General features: G+C 67.2%; 11 protein-coding genes and 1 tRNA gene. 3 read left to right on the top strand and 9 right to left on the bottom strand.

Annotated features, from left to right (window positions below; all coding sequences use genetic code 11):
* Nucleotides 1-4 precede the first annotated feature (4 nt).
* The 3 genes from AC1RSK_RS05355 to AC1RSK_RS05345 all read right to left on the bottom strand — a co-directional run bounded on the left by AC1RSK_RS05355 (nucleotide 5) and on the right by AC1RSK_RS05345 (nucleotide 7,800).
* Nucleotides 5-898, bottom strand: a complete 894-nt coding sequence (locus AC1RSK_RS05355; protein WP_492906216.1) for a DMT family transporter — start codon at nucleotides 896-898, stop codon at nucleotides 5-7.
* 180 nt (nucleotides 899-1,078) lie between these two features.
* Entirely contained in the window at nucleotides 1,079-1,504 is a 426-nt protein-coding gene (locus AC1RSK_RS05350; protein ID WP_492906214.1) for a hypothetical protein, read from the bottom strand.
* Nucleotides 1,504-7,800 (bottom strand): RHS repeat-associated core domain-containing protein, encoded by a 6,297-nt coding sequence (locus tag AC1RSK_RS05345; protein WP_492906212.1) that lies wholly within the window; start codon nucleotides 7,798-7,800, stop codon nucleotides 1,504-1,506. The genes AC1RSK_RS05350 and AC1RSK_RS05345 overlap by 1 nt, the downstream gene beginning before the upstream one ends.
* Before the next feature lie 284 nt (nucleotides 7,801-8,084).
* Between AC1RSK_RS05345 and AC1RSK_RS05340 the strand changes: the two genes are divergently transcribed.
* Nucleotides 8,085-9,683, top strand: a complete 1,599-nt coding sequence (locus tag AC1RSK_RS05340) for an Ig-like domain-containing protein (RefSeq protein ID WP_492906210.1) — start codon at nucleotides 8,085-8,087, stop codon at nucleotides 9,681-9,683.
* Between the two features lie 21 nt (nucleotides 9,684-9,704).
* On the opposite strand, the gene AC1RSK_RS05335 is transcribed toward AC1RSK_RS05340, so the two are convergent.
* From AC1RSK_RS05335 to AC1RSK_RS05325, 3 genes are all read right to left on the bottom strand, one after another.
* On the bottom strand, nucleotides 9,705-10,298 hold the full coding sequence (locus AC1RSK_RS05335; RefSeq protein WP_492906208.1) for a DUF3052 domain-containing protein: 594 nt from the start codon (nucleotides 10,296-10,298) through the stop codon (nucleotides 9,705-9,707).
* Nucleotides 10,299-10,700 carry a hypothetical protein gene (locus AC1RSK_RS05330; protein WP_492906206.1) on the bottom strand — a complete coding sequence of 134 codons (402 nt, stop codon included), beginning with the start codon at nucleotides 10,698-10,700 and terminating at the stop codon, nucleotides 10,299-10,301.
* Nucleotides 10,701-10,829: 129 nt separating this feature from the next.
* The gene (locus AC1RSK_RS05325) at nucleotides 10,830-11,627 is read right to left on the bottom strand and encodes a crotonase/enoyl-CoA hydratase family protein (protein ID WP_492906204.1); all 798 of its coding nucleotides are present in this window, start codon (nucleotides 11,625-11,627) and stop codon (nucleotides 10,830-10,832) included.
* A gap of 157 nt (nucleotides 11,628-11,784) precedes the next feature.
* Here AC1RSK_RS05325 and glk point away from each other — a divergent pair, with 157 nt between their 5' ends.
* On the top strand, nucleotides 11,785-12,732 hold the full coding sequence (gene glk / locus AC1RSK_RS05320; protein ID WP_492906202.1) for a glucokinase: 948 nt from the start codon (nucleotides 11,785-11,787) through the stop codon (nucleotides 12,730-12,732).
* A 137-nt stretch (nucleotides 12,733-12,869) separates the two neighbouring features.
* Here the strand turns inward: glk and AC1RSK_RS05315 are convergent.
* Nucleotides 12,870-12,944 (bottom strand) — tRNA-Lys (locus AC1RSK_RS05315).
* A gap of 103 nt (nucleotides 12,945-13,047) precedes the next feature.
* Here AC1RSK_RS05315 and AC1RSK_RS05310 point away from each other — a divergent pair.
* Nucleotides 13,048-13,650, top strand: a complete 603-nt coding sequence (locus AC1RSK_RS05310) for a hypothetical protein (RefSeq protein ID WP_492906201.1) — start codon at nucleotides 13,048-13,050, stop codon at nucleotides 13,648-13,650.
* 154 nt (nucleotides 13,651-13,804) lie between these two features.
* Here AC1RSK_RS05310 and tgt read toward each other — a convergent pair whose 3' ends face one another.
* Both tgt and queA read right to left on the bottom strand, forming a co-directional pair.
* Nucleotides 13,805-14,920, bottom strand: a complete 1,116-nt coding sequence (gene tgt, locus AC1RSK_RS05305) for a tRNA guanosine(34) transglycosylase Tgt (protein WP_492906468.1) — start codon at nucleotides 14,918-14,920, stop codon at nucleotides 13,805-13,807.
* Entirely contained in the window at nucleotides 14,917-16,008 is a 1,092-nt protein-coding gene (gene queA, locus AC1RSK_RS05300) for a tRNA preQ1(34) S-adenosylmethionine ribosyltransferase-isomerase QueA (protein WP_492906467.1), read from the bottom strand. The genes tgt and queA overlap by 4 nt, the downstream gene beginning before the upstream one ends.
* Between the last annotated feature and the right edge of the window lie 15 nt (nucleotides 16,009-16,023).

The raw sequence follows: 16,023 nt of genomic DNA, 5'->3' as shown, positions 1-16,023 counted from the left end.
AGACTCATTGGGCGCGGTTCCGAATGGCCATCAACAGAGGCATCACATGATTGGGTCTCAGCGCCACGATCAAGACCCCCAGCAGGGCCAGCGCCGCGCCGATGCCCATCCGCAGGTCGAAATGGTCCTTGGTGATCAAAACCCCCATGACGATGGTCGCCAGCGGCGTCATCAGGGTCAGCGGCGAGATCAGGGTCGCCTCGTACTTCTGGATCAGGTGGTAGTAGACGGTGTGGGCGATGACCGAGACGATCAGCGCCGAATAGAGCACCGCCGCCAGGAACGGCCAGCTGGCGTTCAGCGCCCCGGCGACCTGGCCTTGCTCGAAGACGGCGCTCATGGCCAGCAGCGGCCAGAAGGAACAGAAGCCGACCCAGGCCTGGAACTGCAGGGGTTTGACCCCGTCCATCTGCTTCATCATCACCGCCCCCAGCGATCCGGCCAGGGCGGCGGCGGCGATCAGCCAGAGACCGATGGACATGCTGACGCCGACCGGGTGCCACAGCACCAGCAGGGCTCCGGCCAGGGTCAGGGCCATGCCCAGTCCCCGCCGCCAGCGCACTCGCTCGCCCAGCATGACCATCGACAGCACCGTCGTCATCGGCACCCCCAGCTGGGCGATGATAGAGGCGGCCGAAGGCGTGGCGGTCTGGAAACCGACGAACAGCAGGGCGAAGTTCAGCCCGCCGATCAACTGGGCGATGACGATCATCCGCCACATCGGTCGTGGCGCGGGCAGCAGCCAGGGCAGGGTCAGGGCGGCGACGATGGCGAACCGGATGGCGGCGTAGAACAGCGGCGCGACATGCATGTCGCTGACCACGATCTTGCTGACGATGTTGTTGGACGCCCAGATCAGGCACATCGCCATGAGCAGGAAGAAATCGCGAAGCGCCATGGATGGGGTCTAGCGCGGGGACGCAGGGGAAAGCTACCCGCCGTGTGGCGCTTCCTTCGCTGGCGCGAGAAAGTAAACAATGGTTCCGCTTGCTTGCCTCTCAATCAGACGGACGAGCAGGCTGCCATCTGCGACGAGAGGGCCGGGCATAGCCACCCAACTCTCGCTTTTAGATGGGCGCTAGAGGCACTCGAAGGCCTTGGCATTGAACTTAAGGGCCTTGTGCTTTCCCTCATCTTTGAGCCCCACCCCAAAAGACGAATAGCTCATATATCCAGAAATTGTATCGCCAGGTTTCACTAAGGTCGTACACCTCGGACAATAATCTTGCTCGGACTTCAAGTAAAACTTTTCCCCACCTATTTCCAGATAAACATCGTCGCCATTTCCCAACAATATCCCGTTGGAAGGCCAATTCTCGGGACCTATACAAATCTCCTTGCCGAGCGTGTTTGTGTACCTAAGGATAATTCTCTTGCGATCCACATCATCCTCGTACTGATAGCCAATTATAAATCCATCACCGACGCGAGAAGGCCCTTCTGCTGACGAAGACGCACAGCCCAACAGAAGAGGGATAAGAATAGAAAGCTCCAAAATCTTCATCAATTATCGCCCCCAAGGAGGCTGTCTGGGTTGATCGCTGCTTTCGGCGTTCCCCTGATGTCATCTAGTGCATCGGTATTTGCCCTATCCCCTCCCGCGTAAGCTTTGGCACCGTTTGGTCCCAATTGATCCCTCAAAGCTGCCCCTGCCAAGTGAAGGCTTTCATGGCCGATAATCCATCCGTTTGACAGCGGCCCGGTTCCAAACAAGCCGTTACCGCCGCGAAGGAAGTTTGTATGGTCACCGCCGTGCGGCGTATGAGCTTGGCTATTATTGGGTCGGTTGAACTGGGCATACTCAGTTGCCGTGTAAATGTTCGCCTTGGGCGCGGTCGATGACGTGTCACGCAGATTTGCAGCCCCAGCCCGAAGGTTTTTCGCGGCCAAACGTTTCGTGTCACCTGCTCCGGCGCTCCTAGCATCTAACCTGTCTGCAGCCCTTTCAAGTCTATCTGCTCTGCCCTCCATTGAGGCCGCTTGGCGCTGCTGGGCGTCGTCAAATCTCTGCCACTCCCTGTTACTTCTAAAGCCCACGCCTCTTTGATAACGCCCGTCCGGATCAGTTCGGTTGACAGGGTCTAGTCCGACATACGCGTACAGGTTCAGATCGTCTTTCGTGCCAACCGGATCGGGCTGCAGGAAACGGCCTTGGTAGGGATCGTAGACTCGCGCCTTGTAGTGGTAGAGTTTGGCGTCCACGAGAACCGTCTGGCCCGTGTAGCGGAAGCGCGAGCCTGTCCAGCTGTCATCTTTCGGCTCGCCCCACGGCCCGTAAGCATAGGTCTGGGTCACCGATCCCGTTTGGTCCGATTGAGCGACAACGGATCCTTGCCAGTCCGTATGCAGCCAGCGGCGGTCCGTCGTTCCTGAACTCTCATACCAGACCAGCGGCTCGTCAGTGTTGGGCCCGTGGACATAACGTCGAACCACGGTCCCGTACCCGTCGTATTCGGCAATCAAGTTCGGCCCGTCGTACAGAAAGCTCGTCGTCGCCGACCCCACCGTCTGCTGCAGACGCCCAATCGTGTCGTAGCTCAAAGTCAGGCTGCCCGGGCCACCGACCGAGGTCAGGCGGTTCTCCACGTCGTAGGCAAAGGTCCGCGTCCCGTCGCTCGTCAGGTTCCCGCGCGTGTCATACCCGCCGGGCAACGCGACGATGGCCGCGTCGCGGTTGAGGCCGTCATAGGTGTTGCCGGTCGAGGTGCCCAGCGCCGGCGCCGCCCATTCATACAGGGGGTTGCTGGTCGTGCGGGTGCGGATCTGGCTGGCCGGGCTGTAGTCGAAGCCATAGGCCTGGTCATAGGTCGTGGCGCCGACGTCCTGGGTCAGGGCGGTCAGGCGGTCGGCGGTGTCGTAGCCGTAGGTGGTGGTCGTGCCGTTACCGCGGACCAAGTCGGCGCGGCGGCCCAGGTCGTCGTAGCTGAAGGTGGCCAGGACGCCGACGCCGGAGGTGGCGCCATTCTCGCCGATGGTCTTGGGACGGTTCAGGGCGTCGTAGGTCCATTGGGCGTAGAAGGCGTCCGGCCAGGTCAGGCGGGTGCGGTTGCCGGCCTTGTCGTATTGGTAGCCGAGCGTCTTGCCGAACATCGTCTCGGTCTGCATGCGGCCGGCGGTGTCGTAGACGACCGTCGTCCCCTGCCCGGCCACGCCATTGAGCAGCGAAGAGGTCAGGCGACCGGCGGCGTCGTAGCCGCTGTGGACGTCGCTGGCCGTGCCGCCGGGAATGTCCTTGAGGATCTCCCGGCCGAGGGCGTCGTAGCCGAAGGCAATGACCTGGCCGTCGCGGCGGCGGATCCAGCTGCGCTTGCCGGCGGCGTCGTAGCGGTATTCCTCGAAGTCGCCGAACGTGCCGGTGTCGGTCGCCAGGGTGGCGCTGTCGCGGCAGGCGATGGACGGGCTAGCGGAGGTCTGGGCGCCGACCGTCGGCACGGGGAAGCTCATCCGGCACAGGCGGTCGAAGCCGTCGTGCTGCAGGGTCGTGCGGTTGCCGCGCGAGTCCTGGATCGTCGCCTGCTGGCCATTCAGGGTGTAGCTGTAGGTGACATACGTCCGCTGGTTCGGCAGGCCGTAGGAGTCGAGGGTGCTCAGCACCTGGCCGGCGGCGTCGTACGTCGTCTTGGTGATCCTGTCGGGGCCATAGTCGCCCGGCGAGGAGAGGACGCAGGCATCCTCCGGCAACGAGCCGTAACCGGCCGGATTCATGCGGACGGCGACGCACAGCTTGCGGCCGTTACCGTCGTAGCTGGTGTCGGCCACGCCGGCCGGGCCGACGACCCGGATGGGGCTGCCGGCCGAGTCATAGGTCGTTACCGTGCTGCTCAGGACCACGAAGCCGCTGCCCACGGTGCTGGCCGTCTTGCCCTTCTCAACCAGCACGACCCGGCCCTGAGGATCGTAGGTCGACTTGGTCGCCGGGCGGATCAGCGCGCCAGCCGCGTCCGGATCGGCGCCGATCTCGAAGACCTTGCGGCGCAGCAGGTCATAGGTGGCGTAGCTGACGTCGATGACGTCGGTGCGCGGGCCGTTGGTCGCGGTGACGTCGCCGCGGGTGTTGGTCGTCAGGGTGGTGATGGCGTTGACGCCGGTCGGGTCCAGCACCGAGGTGGCGAGATAACCGTTGGCTCCGTAGGTGCGCCGCGTGACCACGCCGGTCGGATCGGTGGAATCGACGACCTGGCCGGCGGCGTTGTAGGTGAAGCTATAGACCGGACGCGATGCGCCGCTGACGGGGGCCGGTCTGGTCAGGGTCAAGAGCTCGCCGGCCCCGTTGCCGGAGGCCACATAGGCGAAATCCATCTGGCCGCCGAGCGGATCGACGATCCAGGCCGGCTTGTTCCAGGTCGGATTCCAGCCGGCCGTGATGACGATGTCAGCGAGGGCCGGCAGATAGCCGGGCTTGGCGATGCGGCGCAGTTCAGTCACCTGGCCGCGGTCGTTGTAGGTGAAGCGGACTTTGTCGCCCTCGGGCGCGATCCGCTCATAAACCTGACCGACGCCGTTGTAGGTGGTGCGGCTGGTCCGGCCGAGCTCGTCGATCTGGCGGATCGGCTTGTCGTCCAGGTCATAGGCGATGGCGACCACCCCGCCCATCGGATCGGTGGCCTCGCCATAGCCAAAGCCGGGGGTGCGGAACTGCAGCGCCGCGCGCCGGCCCCGGATCGCCTCGGCGTCCTTGACCGACTTGACGTTACCCACCTTGTCGTAGGCGAACTCAGTGATCGGCAGGGCGTCGCCGGGGGCGTAGACCCGGGCCAGCATCGGATAGGGGGAAGGACGGTCGCCGACTCCGGCCCTGCGCCATTCGTATTTCCAGACCTGGCCGGCGACATCGGTGAAGGACGTCGGCTCGTCGACCTGCCAGTCGACCAGGTTGCTCGAACCGGAGGTGTCCGGAATGGTGACGACCGTTGAGCGCCCGTCGGAGCTGGTCACCTGCAGCCGGTCGATGTCCAGGTATGGGCCGAGGCTGCTGGTCACCCGGGTCAGGCGGTCGCGGCAGGTCGAGACGTCCTGTTGCGGGGCCAGGGGCTGGGATTCGCAGTAGGTGAAGGTCAGCGAGGCGCCGCGCGGGAAGGTCCAGCTGCTGGCGAAGAAGCCCTGCTGCTTGGCCTTCGGATAGAGGGTCGGCGTCACATACCGCTCATTGCTCGGGTTCCACTCCCGCCATTGGAAGGCCAGCACATCGCCGGTCGGCCCGGTGCGGGAAACGGCGACCTCGTCATACTTCCAGGATTTGGAGCGGGCGCCGGCCTCCAGGATGGCGCGGCGCTGGCCGGTCCGGGTCAGGGTCGCGGCGCTGCCTCTCGGCCCGGCCCATGAGCCATCGGCCAGCCGCACGAAGGTCTCGCTGCTGGGCCCGGTGTTGATCGTCACCACGTTGTCGGACAGCTGGCGGCCATACCAGCGCATGATGGCGGCGCCGGCCAGCTGGTTCTTCAGGCCGTTGGGATTGTCGCGATAGACGGCGAACGCCCCCTCGAGGGCGGCCAGCGGTCCGGCCAGGGCGAAGGGCGTGCCCTGGCCCATGCCCTCCATGCCGCCGCCCGACAGGGTGGCGCGGATGTCGTAGTTGTGGGTCCAGCCGAATGGGCAGCCGGAGCAGCGCTGGCCGCCGGCCTGGAAGGTGCGCTGGAAGGTCAGGCTGTAGGGGGCGTCGCCCTGGCCGACGACCAGGTCGGGGGCCGGGGTGTAGGTCAGCGCGCCCGTCCGCAGGTCGACGCCGCCGATCGAGGAGCGGTCCTTGAACTTGTCCTTCAGCAGGTCGGCCTGCTCCTCCGGCTTGAACTGCTCCTGCTGCTTGGCGTCCGCCCCGCCGCCGCCGCCCTTCAGGCCGCGATCGAGCGAGGTGACCACATGGGCGATGTGGCTGCCGTCGGCCTTGAAGGCGATCCAGGCGCAGCCACGGTGCATGGTGGCGTCGGTCTGGCCGAGCCAGGGGTTGACCGTGCTCCAGGCCGAGGGCGGTGGGTTGGCCTGGCCAGGACCGATCGAGCGGTCGTTGGCCTGCAGCACGGTGAAGCCCTGGGTCGTCAGCTGCGAGCCGACGCAGGCCTGACCGCTGGCCGACTCCCCGGCCCTGAAGGTCGTCACGCCGGGCGCCGCGGCGCCGGCGGGGAAGAGGTGGAAGCGGATGGTGGAGGCGAAGTTCTCCTGCGCCCAAGGCAGCCGCTGGGCGGTCGAGGAGACATCCACCGCATCGAGCTGCTGCTCCATGACGCTGCCTTCCAGCATCGCCATGCCGGCCGCCAGGGTGTGGCGGGCGGCGACCTCGTCGGCGCTGCTCGATTGCAGGCTGATGGTGCTCAGGCCCGAGTCGAGGTCGAGCCGCATCCCGCTGTCCTTGGGAGAGTCGCCTTTGGTGGTCTCGCCGGGGTCGAGCACGCCGTCCTGATCGGTGTCGTAGAGGAAGTAGTGCGACTGGGAGTAGGCGATGCCGACCGAGTGGTGGTGCAGGAACCAGGTGTCGGCCACGCCCGCCAGCAGCTGGCGAAGGCGGGTCGTCTGGTTCAGCCAGCTGGCCGCCGCCTTGGCCTTGGGACCGACCATGGTGGTGCCCGAGTCGGACTGCACGAACTGGCTGCCGTCGGGCATCGGCCCTTCGACCGGGTCGGGAATCTTCTCGTCGCGTTCGGAGGTCGCCTCCTTGGCCAGCTTGGCCTGCAGCCCACCGCCGGTGTCGCCCCAGCCGTGAACGATGACGATGTCGGTGGTCCAGTCCGCGATCTTGACCGATGTCGCGTCCATATAGGCGCCGGACGAGGCCGCGTACGGATGCAGGACGCCGAGGGTGATCGCGAGGTCCTGGTCGCTCGTGTTCGCCCCGCAGGCGGAGCCGGCCAGGACGCCGTCCAGATAGACGCCCGACGCCGGCGTATAGACCGCGATCTGCCGATGCAGGGTCAGCCGCCGCGCGTATATCTCGTCGACGAAGAAGGAGGCGCTGCAGTCAGCCGCGGCCACCGAGAGCTTCGTGCGATAGCGATCCGGCATGCCGCCGGTGAAGGTCAGCCTCGGGGCCAGGGCGCCGGTCGTCGGCGCCGCGGCGGGGTTGTCGGCGAAGATGATGCGCGCGCCGCCGACGATCTCTTCGTCCGCCTTGGCCTTGTGGGTGGTCTTGAGCTGGCCCAGCAGGGTGTTGGCCGCCGTACTCAGCGCGGACTCGGCCCCGCTGACGTTGACCGACTTGGTATAGGCAACGCCGGCTTCGGAGCCGACGGCGGCCGTGCCCAGGGCGGCGGTCACGAAGGTCGCGGTGTTGAGCGAGGCGTCCGTCTTGGCGTCGATGCCGGCGAATCGCTCGGAGGCCTTGAAGGCGGCGTCATAGGTCCGGGTCGTCCCGCCGACCTCGACCTGCACCCAGACGTGGCCGATCACCGCCTGGCTGATCTCCGGGCTGCCGGTCAGCACGGCGGGAATCGCGCCGTTGGCCAGCAGTTTCGTCACCACCGGCGTCGACTTGCTGCCCAGCCAATCCTTGACCTGGTCGCCGTTCAGGGTGACCTCCCCGACCACATAGCGCGCAGAGGAAAAGCCGGCCGCGCGCAGCAGCTCGACCATCAGGTGGGCCTGATCGAAGGCTGTGCCCGAACGGTCGGTCAGCGCCCCCAGGGCGCCCTTCTGCAGGCCGTACAGGGGCACGACCTCGATGTTGTTGCGGACGAAGGCGAAGATGCGGTCCGGATCGTTGTTGAGCGAACGGGCGGTCTCGGCGATCTCCGGCGGCCTGCTCGCCGACCAATTGTAGGTCACTGTCGCCGGCTGGCCCGCGTAGTATGCGGTCGCGTCGGTGGGTGTCATCAGAGGCGCTTCGCCAAAGCTGACTCCGGGGGTCGATGCGGCCTGGGCGGACGCCAGTCCGGGGGCCGCCAACAGCCCAAACGCCAAGAGAAGCCCGGCCCGCCGAACGAAACGCATTCCGACGGAGACCCCGGGGCGCGCACGGCCCTGGCCTTGGCAAGAAGAGCTCACGGATTCCCCCCTGAGCCGGGGGCAACGACGCCACAATCACCCAACTCTGGATTGAAGCTATTGCAATCTTCCGACAATCGTCAATTGTGCAAAGGGCTTACGGGGGAGTTTCAATGCGTGGCTTGGCGCGGCTGCTTTGGGCCGCCAGTGCAGTGGCGTTGCTTGCCGGGGGGCCGGCGCGTGCGGACTCGATCAGCTACCGCTACGATTCGTTCGGCCGCCTGATCCAGGTCATCTATCCCGACGGCAAACAGATCACCTACGCCTACGACTCCGCGGGAAATCGCACCCAGAATGCGACCGGCGCCGTCGGCAACACGGCGCCGGTGGCCGGGGACGATCTGCTGACCGCGGCCAAGAACACGGCCCGCACCTTCGACCCGCGGGTCAACGACACCGATGACGAGGGTGACGCGCTCACCGCCAGCGTCGCGACGGCTCCGGCCCACGGCACGGTCGTCACAGCCGGCGGCGGGACCCAGCTGACTTACGCCCCGGCCTCGAACTACGTCGGCGCCGACAGCTTTTCCTACACCGTCTCGGACGGGCACGGCGGCACGGACGTGGCGACGGTCAGCGTCACGGTCGGCCAGGGCCCTGCGGCGGCCAATGATTCGGTCGTCACGACGAAGAATGTCGCCCTGTCCTTCGATCCGCGGATCAACGACAGCAGTCCGGACGGCTATCCCCTGGCCATCGTCGCCAAGAGCACCCCGGCGCACGGCGCGCTAACGATCAACAGCGGCGTCGCCCTGACCTACACGCCTGTCAACAACTACGCCGGCTCCGACAGCTTCACCTACACCATCGCCGACGGTGCGGGCGGCTCCGCGACGGCGACGGTTTCGATGCGGGTTTCCGGTCCGCCCAAGGCGACCAATGACATCAAGACAGCGCAGCAGAGTACGCCCTACACCTTCGATCCCCGGACAAACGACAGCGACCCCAATGGGGACACGATAACCATTGTCTCCGCCACGCCCGGTATGAACGGGACCGTCGCGGTCAACAGCGGATCAACCCTGACCTACACGCCGCAGGTCGGCTATCGCGGCGGCGACACCTTCACCTACACGATCAGCGACGGCCAGGACGGCTCGGCGACCGCCACTGTCACGATGACGGTCAACGGCCCGCCGATCGCCATCGGCGACGTCAAGAGCACGACCAAGAATGTCCCTCTGACGTTCGACCCCCGCGTCAACGACTACGACCCGGACTTCCAGGCCCTCACCATCAGCGCCAAGACCAACGGCGCCCATGGGACCGTGGCCATCGTGGGCGGGACGCAACTGACCTTCACCCCGGCCAGCAACTATGTCGGGACCGACAGCTTCACCTACACGATCTCTGACGGCAAAGGCGGCACGGCGGTCGGCACTGTGCAGATGACGATGGTCGCCGGGGCGGAACCGCCCAACGCTGTCGACGACGCCGATGAGATCATCACCCCGGCGGGAGCGCCCCTGCAATCCCTGTCGATGCTGGTGTTGTACAACGACAGTGATCCGAACGGTGATCCCTTGACGATTACCGCCGTCTCAACGCCCACCAACAGTGCGTCGGCGACGATTAATGGCAATGCGATCGATGTGACCGGAATCCGGATGGGCGCCACCACCTTCACCTACACGATCTCTGACGGAAACGGCGGAACCGACACCGCCACCGTGACCATCACGCGGTCACTCGAAGAGAACGGGAACCTCTAGCTCGCCGCCAGAGAGGGAGGATCAGGGGCGCCGGCGCGTGAACCGCAAGGCCGTGTGGGTGTCGGAGAAGGAACAGACCTTGTTGTCGACCAGACCGTGGGCCTTGGCCCCGGCCATGACCTCGACGTCCTTGATCGCCGCCGCCTTGCCCTTGCGCGAGACGATCCACAGCGCGCCCTTGGGGGCGAGCATCGGGATCAGCTCCGGCACGCGGGCCATCGCCTCGATGCTGTCAGCGCCCCAGAACAGGATGTCGAGTTCGCTGAACTCGTTCAACGGTTGTGTTCTCTGAATTAACTCGCTGAGGAAGTTTGGGTCATCGACCTCCAGCACCGCCACCCGCATCCCCAGTTTGACGCCCAGCTTGTCGAGCCGTCCCGGCGGGTTGGTGATGGCCTGCGCCCAGCGGCCGGCGAAGGGTTCGCCCAGCGTGAACCGGCTGCCGTCGCTGAGCACCAGATCGCCGCCCTCGGCGCGAAGGCCGGCCAGGGCCGGGCCCTCGAACACCCGGCGAGACGCGCCCCGGAAGATCAGCCTGGGCGCTTCCCATTGCAGGCGGCCGGTGTCGGGGCCTTCCGGGAAGCGCGCGGCGATGTCCTGGACATCCTTGCCCATCTATTGGCTCACGTTGGAGGCGCAATACATCATCACGTCGCGAACCACGTCGTTGGCCTCCATCCAGAAGGGCTCCGGGTCGTCCGGCGGACCGATTTTCACCTGCAGGTTGGGGCGCTCGTCGGCGATCTGGAAGAACGGCGTCAGCAGGGTGACATCGGCGGCCCAACCGTCCTGCGTGACCTGGGTCCGACCTCGCGCGAAAGCGGCGACGGGACCGTTGCCCTCGCGCACCGCGATTTCCAGGAAGGCCGGCGCCTCGGCCGCCGGGACAGGATCGGCATAGATCAGAAGAGTCATGCGGTCGTCCCGGCAGGCGACCCGGTACTGGAGGTTGTCGGATTCCGAAGGCGAGTAGACCGCCGCCAACCCATCCTTGCTCAAATCCATGCGCCAGCGCATGTGCGGCCTCTCCGACGCGGAGGCTGGCCTAGCCTCAACGACCGCCGGCTCGGCCACGGCCGGCGCAGCCGGCTTGTCGCAGGCAGTCAGCGCCATCAGCGCCGCCAAGGGCAGGAAAAACCGCAACGCCTACTGGCCCTTGAACACCGCCGGCCGCTTTTCGAGCAGGGCGGTGACGCCTTCCATGTGGTCCTCGGTCAGGTGGCTGATGGCCTGGGCGGCGGCGCTCATCTCCATCAGGGTGTCATAGCTGGTCGACTGGCCGTGCTTCAGCAGGGACTTGCCGAGGCGCAGGGAATGCGGCGGCTGCTGGGCGATCTTCTCGGCCATGGCGATGGCCTCATCGAGCACCGTCTCGGCCGGCACGACGCGGCTGACCAGGCCCCAGCGCTCGGCGGTGGCGGCGTCGATGACGTCGCCGGTGAACAGCAGTTCGGCGGCCCGGCTCATGCCGATGGTGCGCGGCAGCAGCCAGGCGCCGCCGTCGCCGGGGATCAGACCGAGCTTCAGGAAGGTGACGCCGAACTTGGCGGTGTCGGCGGCGATGCGGATGTCGGTCATGCAGGCGACGTCGCAGCCCAGGCCGATGGCCGCCCCGTTGACGGCCGCGATCGAGGGCACTTCCAGGCCGTAGATCGAGCGGACGATGCGGTGGATGTTGTTGCGGTAGTTCTCGCGGATGGCCACGCCCGAGCCGCCGAACGCCCCTTCGCGGGACTTCATCGCCTTGACGTCGCCGCCGGCCGAGAAGGCCCGGCCCGCCCCGGTCAGCACCACGGCGCGGATGTTCTGGTCGGCGTTGATCGCCGCGCAGGCCGCCTGCACCTGATCGCCATCGCCGGCCGCGCCCAGCGCGTTCATCGAGTCCGGCCGGTTGAGGGTCAGGATGGCGATGTGGCCGCGCTTCTCGGTGGTGATCATGCTCATGGCGTTTTCCTTGCGGTGTATTTCTTGGGCGTTTCGCCTTCCATAGCGGCCATGCCGCGCGCCGTCACGCCACCCCTCTCGCCTTCGCCGGCCAATGCTCCTAAACGTCCCCGCAACCTGCCCGGCGTTGCGAGGCGGGAGCTGAGAGAGGATTTCCATGACCCTGCGCCTGGTGGGCGACGTCGGCGGCACCAACTGCCGCTTCGCCGTGGTCGATACTGCTCAAGAGGACGCGGATATCCTCGAGCCCAAGGCCTTCAAGGTCGCCGACTATCCGACCCTCGAGGCCGCCATCGACCACTACCTGCAGGGCGAGCGGCCGGAGCAGGCGGTGATCGCCGTGGCCGGGCCGGTGATCGACGGCAAGGCGGACCTGACCAACGCCAGCTGGGAAATGTCCAACGCCGGCCTGGTCAGCCACGGCTTCAAGGCCGCCCGGCTGATCAACGATTATGAGGCCCTGGCCCTGGCCGTGAAGCGGCTGAAGGACCGGGACCTGGCCGACATCGGCGAGGTCGCCGCCACACACCCGAACGGCACCGTGGCCATCATCGGGGCGGGCACGGGCCTGGGCGTCTCGGCCCTGGTGCGCGACGGCGTCGGCGAGGCGGTGGCGGTCACCGAGGGCGGCCACTCGGCCTTCGCCCCCACCGACCTGGTCGAGATCGAGATTCTGCGGTTCCTGACCCTGCGCCACGGCCGGGTCTCCCTGGAGCGGGTGCTGTCGGGACCTGGCCTGGCCGCCATCTACGAGGCGCTGGCCCACATCCATGGTCTGACGGTCCCCCCCCTCAAGCCGGAGGAGATCGAGGACCGCGCCGACAAGGGCGACGCCCTGGCCGCCGAGGCCCTGCAACGATTCTGCCGCATCTACGGGGCGACGGCCGGCGACTTCGCCCTGTCGTTCGGGGCGGTGGGCGGCGTCTACCTGGGCGGCGGCATCGGGCCAAAGATCCTGGACGCCCTGCGGGCCGGCGGCTTCCGCGAGGCCTTCAAGGACAAGGGCCGGTTCGAGGGCTACTGCGCGGCCATCCCGACCAAGGTCATCCTGCACCCCTACGCCGCCCTGCTGGGCGCGGCGGCGGCGCCTTTGGCGTCGCACTGAGGGTCAGGGAAAGTTGGGCGGTCCCTGACCGCCCTTCTTCGCCAAGGCTACGAAGGGCATCCTGCTTCGCTTCCGCGCGTGAAATTTCAGGACTTGTCCTGCGAAGCTCGTGCGCAACGCGCATGAGCGAAGCAGGATGGTAGGCCGGGTGGGGGTCGAACCCACGACCATTCGATTAAAAGTCGAATGCTCTACCACTGAGCTACCGGCCCGCTTGAAGACCTTAGGGGGTCCGAAGCGGCGCGGACCATAGTGGCGCCCGCCGCAGGGAGCAAGCGCTTGCGGGCGGGTTTCATCGCGATATGAAATGGCGCCATGCGCGCCCTTCTCACCCTGCCCCTGATCGCCCTCTTGGCCGCCTGCGCCACCGCCCCGCCGCCGGCCCCCGGACGGGTGCGAACCACCGACCAGGTCAACAAGGGCAGCCTGGTCGGGGCGGCCTCCTCGCCGCTGCGCGACATCAACATGCTGCGCACCAAGATCCCGCAGGTGCTGCTCGATTCGCTGGCCGATCCCTACGCCAAGCCCTACCCGATGAGCTGCAAGGAGATCGCCGCCGTCATCGCCCCGCTCGACGAGGCCCTGGGCCCCGACATGGACCAGCCCAAGCCGAGCAAGGCCGACCAGGGGCTGATCGCAGACAGCCGCGACTTCGTCGGCGAGGAAGCAATGAAGGAGATCGTCGGCGCGGCGCAGGACATCATCCCCTACCGCGGCTGGGTGCGGCGGCTGACCGGGGCGGAGCGGCACGACAAGCTGGTCCGCTCGGCGATCACCGCCGGCGGCATCCGGCGCGGCTATCTGAAGGGCATCGGCCTGGCCAAGGGCTGCAAGCCGCCGGCCGCGCCGACGCCCTACAACGGTCCGCCGATCAAGCTCCTCGATCCCTCAACGCCGAAGTATCCGATCAGGCGGTAGTGGGGACTGGATCGCCGCGCAGGGTTGGCGGTCAGGGAGAACAGACGCCTGGGGCGGCGTTCCTGTCCCCGATCGGCGCTGATCGGGGACAGGAACGCCGCTTCAGGCGTAGGGGCGCAGTCGTCACCGCCCCTGCGCGGCGATCCGGTCCCCCCTACCTCTGCGATTGCCGGGCGGCGAAGTCGCGGCGGAACTGGTCCAGGCGGCCTTCGGCGATGGCGGCGCGCAGGGCGTCGGTCAGGGTCTGGAAGAAGGCGATGTTGTGCCAGCTCAGCAGTACCTGGCCGAGAATCTCGTTGGCCTTCACCAGGTGGTGCAGATAGGCCCGCGAATAGGAGGTCCCGGCCGGGCCGGCGATGTCCGGATCGATGGGGTTGTCGTCCTCGGCGAAGCGGGCGTTCTTCAGGTTGATGGGGCCGTCCCAGGTCCAGGCCTGGCCGTGGCGGCCCGAGCGGGTCGGCAGGACGCAGTCGAACATGTCCACCCCGCGCGCCACCGCCTCGACGATGTCGATCGGCTTGCCGACGCCCATCAGGTAGCGCGGCCGGTCGGCGGGCAGCAGGCCGGGCGCGTAGTCGAGCACCTCGCACATGGCGGCATGGCCCTCGCCGACCGCCAGGCCGCCGATGGCGTAGCCGTCGAAGCCAGTCTCGATCAGCCGCTCGGAGGATTCGCGGCGCAGGGCCTCGAAGGTCGAGCCCTGCTGGATGCCGAACAGGGCCTGGGCATCACGGGTACCGAAGGCGGCCTTGCTGCGCTGGCCCCAGCGGGCGGACAGCTGCATGGCGGCGCGGGCGCGATCCTCCTCGGCCGGCCAGCTGACGCATTCGTCCAGCTGCATGACGATGTCCGAGCCAAGCAGGTCGGCCTGGATCTCGATGGAGCGCTCCGGCGACAGGACGTGCTTGGAGCCGTCGATGTGGCTGGCGAAGGTGACGGCGTCCTCCTTCACCTTGGCGATGTTGGAGAGGCTCATCACCTGGAAGCCGCCGCTGTCGGTGAGGATGGGTTTGTCCCAGCGCATGAATTTGTGCAGGCCGCCCAGCCGCCGCACCCGCTCCGCCGTCGGCCGCAGCATCAGGTGGTAGGTGTTGCCGAGGATGATGTCGGCGCCCGACTCCTTCACCTGGTCGACGGTCAGGGCCTTGACCGTGGCGGCGGTGCCGACCGGCATGAAGGCGGGGGTGCGGATATCGCCGCGCGGGGTCTTGAGCACGCCGGTGCGGGCCGCGCCGTCGGTGGCGCTGATCTCGAAGGGGAAGGTCATCAGGCGGCGCGCATTAGCAGGGATGAGTCGCCGTAGGAATAGAAGCGGTAACCGGTCTCGATGGCGTGGGCGTAGGCGGCCTTCATCGTCTCCTGGCCGGCAAAGGCGCTGACCAGCATGAACAGGGTCGATCTGGGCAGGTGGAAGTTGGTCATCAGCACGTCAGCGGCGCGGAAGCGGTAGCCGGGGGTGATGAAGATGGCGGTCTCGTCGGCGAAGGGGTGCAACACGCCGTCCTCGGTCGCGGCGCTTTCCAGCAGGCGCAGGCTGGTCGTGCCGACGCAGACGATGCGGCCGCCGGCCGCTCGGACGGCATTGAGGGCGGCGGCGACCTCGGCGGGCACGACGCCGAACTCCGGATGCATGCGGTGCTCGGCCACCACCTCGGTCTTGACCGGCAGGAAGGTGCCGGCCCCGACGTGCAGGGTGACGAAGTGGCTGGAGACGCCGCGGGCGGTGATGGCGGCCATCAGCTCGGGGGTGAAGTGCAGGCCCGCCGTCGGGGCGGCGACGGAGCCGTCCTCGCGGGCGTAGACGGTCTGGTAGTCGCGGCGGTCCTGCTCGTCCTCGGGGCGTTTGGCGGCGATGTAGGGCGGCAGTGGCATCTCGCCGACGCCGGCCACGGCGAGGTCCAGATCAACGCCGCTGAGCTCAAAGTCCAGGGTCAGTTCGCCGCCCTCGCCCTTCTCGACGACGTCGGCGGCCAGGGTAGTCAGGGCGCACGCCCGGTCATGCTTCTCGCCGAACAGGATGCGGTCGCCGACCTTCAGCCGCTTGCCGGGGCGGGCGAAGGCGGTCCAGCGATCGGGGGCGAGGCGGCGGTGCAGGATGGCCTCGACGCGGACCTCGGTCTCGTCGCGGCGGCGGACGCCGAAAAGCCGGGCCGGGATCACCCGGGTGTCGTTGAACACCAGGGCGTCGCCCGGCTGCAGCAAGAACGGCAGGTCGCCGACGGTGAGGTCTTCCAGGCCGCCGGCCCTTTCTTGTCGATTGGGCCGGACGACCAGCAGCCTGGCCGATTCGCGCGGGCTGGCCGGCCGCAGGGCGATGCGGTCTTCCGGCAGGTCGAAGTCGAAGTCGCTGACGAGCATGGCGCGGCGGATGCG

The organism is Caulobacter sp. GW821-FHT11A05 (genome assembly GCF_058809015.1).
This window is presented reverse-complemented; position numbering and strand designations above follow the sequence as displayed.

Bases quoted from the DNA above. Each gene is read 5' to 3' on its own strand.
- AC1RSK_RS05345 (WP_492906212.1), bottom strand. From the start codon at position 7,800: ATGACACCCACCGACGCGACCGCATACTACGCGGGCCAGCCGGCGACA.
- AC1RSK_RS05330 (WP_492906206.1), bottom strand. From the start codon at position 10,700: ATGCGCTGGCGCATGGATTTGAGCAAGGATGGGTTGGCGGCGGTCTAC.
- AC1RSK_RS05325 (WP_492906204.1), bottom strand. From the start codon at position 11,627: ATGAGCATGATCACCACCGAGAAGCGCGGCCACATCGCCATCCTGACC.
- AC1RSK_RS05340 (WP_492906210.1), top strand. From the start codon at position 8,085: ATGCGTGGCTTGGCGCGGCTGCTTTGGGCCGCCAGTGCAGTGGCGTTG.
- AC1RSK_RS05310 (WP_492906201.1), top strand. From the start codon at position 13,048: ATGCGCGCCCTTCTCACCCTGCCCCTGATCGCCCTCTTGGCCGCCTGC.
- AC1RSK_RS05355 (WP_492906216.1), bottom strand. From the start codon at position 898: ATGGCGCTTCGCGATTTCTTCCTGCTCATGGCGATGTGCCTGATCTGG.
- queA (WP_492906467.1), bottom strand. From the start codon at position 16,008: ATGCTCGTCAGCGACTTCGACTTCGACCTGCCGGAAGACCGCATCGCC.
- AC1RSK_RS05350 (WP_492906214.1), bottom strand. From the start codon at position 1,504: ATGAAGATTTTGGAGCTTTCTATTCTTATCCCTCTTCTGTTGGGCTGT.
- glk (WP_492906202.1), top strand. From the start codon at position 11,785: ATGACCCTGCGCCTGGTGGGCGACGTCGGCGGCACCAACTGCCGCTTC.
- AC1RSK_RS05335 (WP_492906208.1), bottom strand. From the start codon at position 10,298: ATGGGCAAGGATGTCCAGGACATCGCCGCGCGCTTCCCGGAAGGCCCC.